This window comes from Rhodococcus sp. ENV425, assembly GCF_002887785.1.
In the GTDB taxonomy this organism is placed as follows: Bacteria; Actinomycetota; Actinomycetes; order Mycobacteriales; family Mycobacteriaceae; genus Rhodococcus; species Rhodococcus aetherivorans.
Genome location: NZ_PCZU01000135.1, coordinates 13,585 through 19,969, shown reverse-complemented (window position 1 = coordinate 19,969; position 6,385 = coordinate 13,585). Strand labels below are relative to the sequence as shown.

The following is a 6,385-nucleotide window of genomic DNA, read 5'->3' as shown; positions in this document are numbered from 1 at the left end:
GCGTCGGCATCGGCGCGCGGCGGTGACGCGATGCCCGTGACGCCGCTGGCGACGATGCGCACCTCGTATCCCCTCGACGTGGTCGCCGCCGTGTTCGGGCGCCTGCTGCGCCGGCACGGGGTGTCGGCCTCGCCCGCCGAGACCATGGAGGTGCGCCGCGTGCTCGGCCTGGTCGGGGCCCGCGACCGCGACGTCCTGCGGGCCTGTCTGCGTGCGGTGTGCGCGAAGTACCCGCACGAGCAGCCCGGCTTCGACCGGGCCTTCGACGCGCTGTTCGCGGCGACGGATGCGGCCGGGGCCGCGGGCGAGAAGTCCACGCCCCGGGCGCAGTTCGCCGAGGCCCTGCCCACCGCGCTCGAACTCGACGACGATCCGGAGATCGCCCGCTACGCCGAATACAACGATCGTGCCGCGGAGGTCGGCGACCACTTCGACACCCCCGAGGCGGACAAGGGTTTCAATCCGCACAAGGACGACGACGATGTCTCCATGACGTCGTCGGACGCCGCCCTGTCCGTGGACACCGGAGCCGACTCGGGGCGGCGCGGGGTCACCTACACCGTCGACGTGGATCGGGCCGGCGCCGCCGCCGTCGGCGAGCTGGCCGCGAATCCCGGGGCCGCCGTGGTCGGCTCGCTGTCCTGGGACGATCCGGAATCCATCCTCGCGTGGCTCGACGCCTACGATCCGCGTCGTGCCTACGGCGACGACGAGGCCGACGAACCGCTCACCGCGGCGCAGCTGAACCGGCTCGTCGAGGCCGTCGAGGCGTTCGTCGCGGCATTGTCCCAGGCCGGACTCGGCGGCCCGCTGCCGGACGGCGAACCCGACGCCCCCGACACCGCCGGTGACGTCGCGTCCCGAGCCGAGATCGAGCTGGCGTGCCACGAGGTGCTGCGGCGGATGCGCGGACCGGCCCGGCCGGTGCCGCGCGAGTTCAGCCGCGGCCGCCTCGACATGCGCCGCACGGCCCGCGCCGGGATGCGCACCGACGGCGTACCGTTCCACCTGATCGTCCGCGCCCCGCGTCCGGACCGGGTCCGGCTGCTGATCCTGGCCGACGTGTCCCTGTCGGTGCGCCCGATCACCGCGTTCACGCTGCGCCTGGCCCAGGCCATGCACGGCCGGGCCCACCGCTGCCGGGTCCTGGCCTTCGTCGACCGGCCCGTCGACGTGACGCGGGAGCTGCTGGCGAGCACCGGTGACGGCGCCCTCGCCGCGGTCCTGGCGCACCCCGGCCTCGACCTCGAGGCGAGCAGCGACTACGGCCGGGTCCTCGACGAGCTGCTCACCGAGCACGCCGGGATCGTCGACTCGCGCACCAGCGTGCTCGTCGTCGGCGACGGCCGCTGCAACGGCCTGCCCTCCCGCGCCGACCGTCTCGCGGACCTGCGCCGTCGCGTGCACCGGCTCGCCTGGGTCACCCCGGAACCGCAGCGCTACTGGGCCCAGGCAACGTGCGCGATGCCCGAGTACGCGCCGGAATGCGATCGCGTCGTCGTCGCCCGGGACGCCGCCCAGTTGCTCTCCCGCGCGGCGGAGCTCGGGCACGCACTGCGTTGAGTGCGCGCCCCGTGCCGGCCGCCTCCGGCCCCGCTCCGGCGGGGGAACGGCCGATGGTTACCATGGACCGGTAAATACCCCCCGGGGTGTGTGTGCGCCGTCCGCCCACGCCACCGCCGGCGGACCGGCCGGCTTACGGGAGAGTGCTCCGGCACATCGGAATCCCGGGCACAGTTGAGGAAGACGACGATGCAGTTCGCGAAGAAGCACTATTCGATCCGTGAGGCCTACTGGATCTTCTACCGGGGCGTTCGATCGATGAAGCACCTGATCGGTGCCAGGAAGCGCGCCGAGCTGAGCCCCGAGTTCGTCGAACGGATCATGCTGGCGGTGACCGAGGTGAACGGCTGCGGCGCCTGCTCCTACGCCCACACGAAGATGGCCCTCGAGGCCGGAATGAGCAGCGCCGAGATCCGGAACATCCTGTCGGGGGTCCTCGACGACGTTCCCGACTCCGAGGTCGCCGCGGTCCTGTTCGCCCAGCACTATGCCGACACCCGGGGCAACCCCACGCCCGAGTCGTGGCACCGTCTCGTGGATGTCTACGGGAAGTCCGCCGCCGAGGGGATACTCGGGGCGGTGCGGGCGATCATGGTCGGCAACGCCCACGGAATCGCATGGACCGCGCTCCGCGGCCGGTTGAAGGGCAATCCGGATCCGCGCAGCAGCGTGGCGTACGAGGTCGCCATGTTGCTGATCGTCCTTGCGTTCCTGCCGATGTCCGTCGTGCACGCCTCGATCTCCGGCGTGCGCCGCGCGCCGATCGTGGAGTTCGCCAGGTAGGCCGGCGGGGGATCAGTGGTCGCGCTTCGTGAGCCGGACCCGGTCGGGGCGGAAGTGCTCGAGGGCCTCGTCGTAGTTCGCCCGTGCGAGCCGCTCCGACGTCCACCCCTGCGAGATCCACCGGTCCACGCCGAGCGGGTACCGGATCTCGACCCGGTGGGTGCCGCGGATCGCCAGGCGGCCCTCCGCGTCCTCCCGCGCCCTGACGTACGCGGCGAACTCACTGCCCAGCACCAGGGTGCGGTTGGGGCGTTCGATGACCGGATCCCCGACCCGCCGATCGGAGTGGAGCGCCCGGTACGCCGAGTCGAGCGCCGCGGTCTCGGTGTCGTGGACGTGCCATGTGACGCCGTCCACCTCGTGCCACCACACGATCCATCGGCCGTCGATGATGCTCTCCCAGGGTTGTTTCCGCCGGTGCGCAGCCCGTTTCCTGCGTATCCGGTCCACCCCTGCGACGTGCATCCTATATGTCCCGTTCCGGCGTGGTACGCGGTGGTGGCATTCACTTCGTATTCACCCCGCGGCCGGCGTCCGGAGGCTCCCGGGCACACTCGGGCGTACCTACCCGATCGGGCAGGTACCGCACCTGCCGTTCGGCCCGGTGCCGCCCCGTCGTGGAGGGGCTAGGCTCGAAGCCACGTAAGCTGGATCACAGCAATCGGGATCGTCAGGAGTGCGTAGTGGCCGTCGCATCGGAGCACACCGCGACGACGCTGGCCAAGTTCCACGCCCCGGAGATCGTGTTCGGGATCGGTTCACTGGTCGAGGCGGCGCACGCGGCGGTGCGGCTCGGCGCGGTCCGGCCCCTGCTGGTCACCGACCCGGGCCTGATCGAGGCCGGCTGGGCCGACGAGCTTCGCGGCCACCTCGTCGAGCAGGGACTCACCCCGATCGTGTGGGGTGACCTCACCCCCAATCCCAAGGACCACGAGGTCACGGCCGGGCACGAGACGTACCGGGCCCACGGTTGCGACGTGCTCGTCGCGCTCGGCGGCGGCTCGGTGATCGACGCCGCCAAGGGCATCGCGGTGCTCGCCGCCAACGGCGGCAGCATCCTCGACTACGAGGGCGTGGACCGGGCGGCGGCCCCGATCCCGCCGATGGTGGTGGTGCCGTCGACCTCGGGCACGGGCGCCGATGTCTCCCAGTTCTGCGTCGTCACCGACACCGTCCGCGGCACCAAGATCACCATCATCGGTCGTTCGCTGGTCCCGGACCTGACCGTGATCGACCCGCGGCTGCTCACGACCATGCCGGACGACCTGAACGCCGCCACCGGGCTGGACGCCCTGACCCACGGCGTGGAGGCCTTCGTCTCCCGCGCCCACAACCCGCTCACCGACCACCACGCCCTGCGTGCCGTCGGGCTCGTCACCGACACGCTGGTACGCACGATCGAGGACCCGCAGGAGATGGCGGCCCGGTCGATCATGGCGCAGGCCAGCCTCGAGGCCGGCCTGGCTTTCACCAACGCGATCCTCGGCGCCGCGCACGCGATGAGCCACCAGGTCGGGGGCCTGCTCGACCTGCCGCACGGCGTCATCAACGGGGTGCTGCTCCCGCACGTCATCCGGTTCAACGCCGCGTCCGATCCCGAGCCGTTCGTCGCGATCGCCGCCGCTCTCGGACTCGAGGAGCACCGCGGCCCGGCCGTCGAAGCGGCACTCGCCGTCGCGGACCGGGTCGAACGGCTCGCCCGGGAGGTCGGGGTGCCGCGGGGGCTGCGGGAACTCGGGGTGCAGGCGACCGACCTCGAACGCCTGGCCGCCGGCGCGCTGCGCGACGCGTGCATGTCCACCAACCCGCGCGAGGCCACCCACGAGCAGATGGTGGCGCTGTTCCGGGCGGCGCTGTGACCGGGGCGGGCGGTGCCCGGTGACCGCGCCCGACCTGTCCCGGCTGACCGGCCTGCGCTCCGGCAAGCCCACGTTCTATCCCCAGTACCGCGGGGCTGCCGAACGCCTCGAGCGGGTCGTGCATGCGCTCGAGCTGATCTCGCGTGCCCTGGTGCGCACCGTCGAGGGCCCCGAGACCCTGATCTGCGCCGTGGCGGAGGCGGCACGCGCCCACCTGAGCGCCCGATGGGTGGTCTTCGCCCTCACCGACGGCACCCTGCCCGACGCGGGGCCGCGCCGCCTGGTCCTCGGCCCCGACGCCACCCCGTTCCTCGTCGACAACGTCGAGGGACCGCCCCTGCCGGACGACGTCGTGCGCTGCCTCGAGGACATCCGGTCGGGGTCGATCGGCCGGGACGCGGCCGTCGACACCCATCACGCGTTCGTGCCCATCGTCCTCGGCGGCGGAGTGGCCGGCGCGATCGCCGCGTGGACCCCGGAGCACCGCACGCTCGACGGCACCGATCACGCCGTGCTGTCGATCCTCGCCAGCCAGACCGCGGTGGCGCTGCAGAATTCCGCGCTCTATCAGCGGGGCCAGTTGTTGCTCGAGCGCGCGGAGCAGGCCTACCAGGAGGCGAACCGGGCGGCGGCGGACCTGCAGGCCCGTAACGCCGAACTCGAGGCCACGCTCCGGCAGTTGGAGCTGACCCAACGGCAGCTGGGCGCCGCCCACCGGCACCAGGCGCTCGACGAGGAACGCCACCGCATCGCGCGGGAGCTGCACGACAGCGTCACCCAGGCCGTGCTGTCCGCCGGCATGCAGATCGAGGTGTGCCGCAGCGACATTCCCGACACCGAGCGCGGCGAGCGCCTCGACCTGGCGAAGGAGCTCACGCGCCGCGCGGTCGAGCAGCTGCGGTCGGCGATCTACGCGCTCAACCACCCGTCCGACTCGGATCGCACGTCGCTGCCCGAGATGCTCGAGCAGCTCTGCGTCGCGCACACGCCGGGCGAACTCGACATCACGGTCCGGGTGGGCGGCACGCCGGTCGAACTGCCGGGCGAGGCCGAACACTCGCTGCTGCGCATTGCGGGGGAGGCGCTGTTCAACGCCGCGGTGCACGCCAACGCCCGGCGCGTGGTGCTGCGGCTGACCTACCGGCCCGACTCGGTGCTGTTGGCGGTCGCCGACGACGGCAACGGGGACCCGGCCCGGATGCGGCTGATGCTGCGCCTGGCCGCGGACAACGACTGGGACGGCCGGCATCGCGGTCTGGCCAACATGCAGGCCCGCGCACACGAGCTCGGCGGCACTCTCGAGGTGCGCCGCGCCCGCCTCGGCGGGGTACGGGTGGCGGTGCGCATCCCGGTGCCCGAACCGGCCGTCGATGCGGAGCGGGGCGCCGACGAGGCGACCGGAAACAACGGGAACAGTGCGGCGTCGGCACACGCGGCGCGGACAGGAGCACAGCGATGAACGTGGCAACCCCTCCCGGGACGGTGAACCGCACGGTCCGCATCGTTCTCGTCGACGACCACGCGATCCTGCGCCAAGGGCTGCGCTCGATTCTCGAACGGGAGCCGGACCTGGCGGTGGTGGGCGAGGCGTCGCACGAGGCCGAGGCGGTCGCGCTGGTGGACCGGGTCCGGCCCGACATCGTGCTGATGGACCTGAAGCTCTCGGCCGGCTCCGACTACGAGGGGCTGGCGTTGTGCGGGCAGCTGTCGGCGGCCCGCCCCGGCCTCGGGTTGCTGGTGCTCACCACGTTCCTCGATGAGCAGCTGGTCGTGCGGGCCGTGCACGCCGGGGCGCGCGGCTACGTCGTCAAGGACGTCGACACCACCGAACTCGTGCGCGCCATCCGCGCGGTGTCGCGCGGCGAGAGCGCCTTCGACTCGCGCAGTGCCGCGGCGGTGGTGCGGTCCCTCAACGGGCAGACCACGCCGCAGGAACAGCTCACCGATCGCGAGCTCGAGGTGCTGCGTCTGCTGGCCGCGGGCCTGTCGAACTCGAAGATCGGTGAGCGCCTTTTCATTTCGGGCACCACCGTGAAGTTCCACGTGAGCAACATCATGCGCAAGCTCGGGGTGAGCCGTCGCGCCGAGGCCGTGTACGCCGCCAGCAAGCGCGGGCTCATCTGACCGGTCCCTTCCGGGCGTGCCGGCGCACGGGCAGCGCGGGCGGGCGTGGACGCAGC

Annotated in this window: 6 protein-coding genes; 5 read left to right on the top strand and 1 reads right to left on the bottom strand. The window is 72.5% G+C overall.

What is annotated here, in order from left to right; genetic code table 11:
* Nucleotides 1–30: 30 nt before the first annotated feature.
* Complete coding sequence (locus tag CQZ88_RS10680; protein ID WP_102799732.1) at nucleotides 31–1,563, top strand: VWA domain-containing protein; 1,533 nt, start codon at nucleotides 31–33, stop codon at nucleotides 1,561–1,563.
* Between the two features lie 189 nt (nucleotides 1,564–1,752).
* Nucleotides 1,753–2,346 carry a carboxymuconolactone decarboxylase family protein gene (locus tag CQZ88_RS10675; RefSeq protein WP_102799731.1) on the top strand — a complete coding sequence of 198 codons (594 nt, stop codon included), beginning with the start codon at nucleotides 1,753–1,755 and terminating at the stop codon, nucleotides 2,344–2,346.
* A gap of 12 nt (nucleotides 2,347–2,358) precedes the next feature.
* Here CQZ88_RS10675 and CQZ88_RS10670 read toward each other — a convergent pair whose 3' ends face one another.
* Nucleotides 2,359–2,703, bottom strand: a complete 345-nt coding sequence (locus CQZ88_RS10670; protein WP_230304502.1) for a hypothetical protein — start codon at nucleotides 2,701–2,703, stop codon at nucleotides 2,359–2,361.
* Nucleotides 2,704–3,029: 326 nt separating this feature from the next.
* On the opposite strand from CQZ88_RS10670, the gene CQZ88_RS10665 reads away from it, so the two are divergent.
* The 3 genes from CQZ88_RS10665 to CQZ88_RS10655 are packed head-to-tail and all read left to right on the top strand — an operon-like array spanning nucleotide 3,030 to nucleotide 6,329.
* Complete coding sequence (locus tag CQZ88_RS10665) at nucleotides 3,030–4,205, top strand: iron-containing alcohol dehydrogenase (protein ID WP_006932868.1); 1,176 nt, start codon at nucleotides 3,030–3,032, stop codon at nucleotides 4,203–4,205.
* A 19-nt stretch (nucleotides 4,206–4,224) separates the two neighbouring features.
* Nucleotides 4,225–5,664, top strand: a complete 1,440-nt coding sequence (locus tag CQZ88_RS10660) for a sensor histidine kinase (protein ID WP_006932869.1) — start codon at nucleotides 4,225–4,227, stop codon at nucleotides 5,662–5,664.
* Complete coding sequence (locus CQZ88_RS10655; RefSeq protein ID WP_006932871.1) at nucleotides 5,661–6,329, top strand: response regulator transcription factor; 669 nt, start codon at nucleotides 5,661–5,663, stop codon at nucleotides 6,327–6,329. Before CQZ88_RS10660 ends, CQZ88_RS10655 begins: the two co-directional genes overlap by 4 nt.
* Nucleotides 6,330–6,385 lie beyond the last annotated feature (56 nt).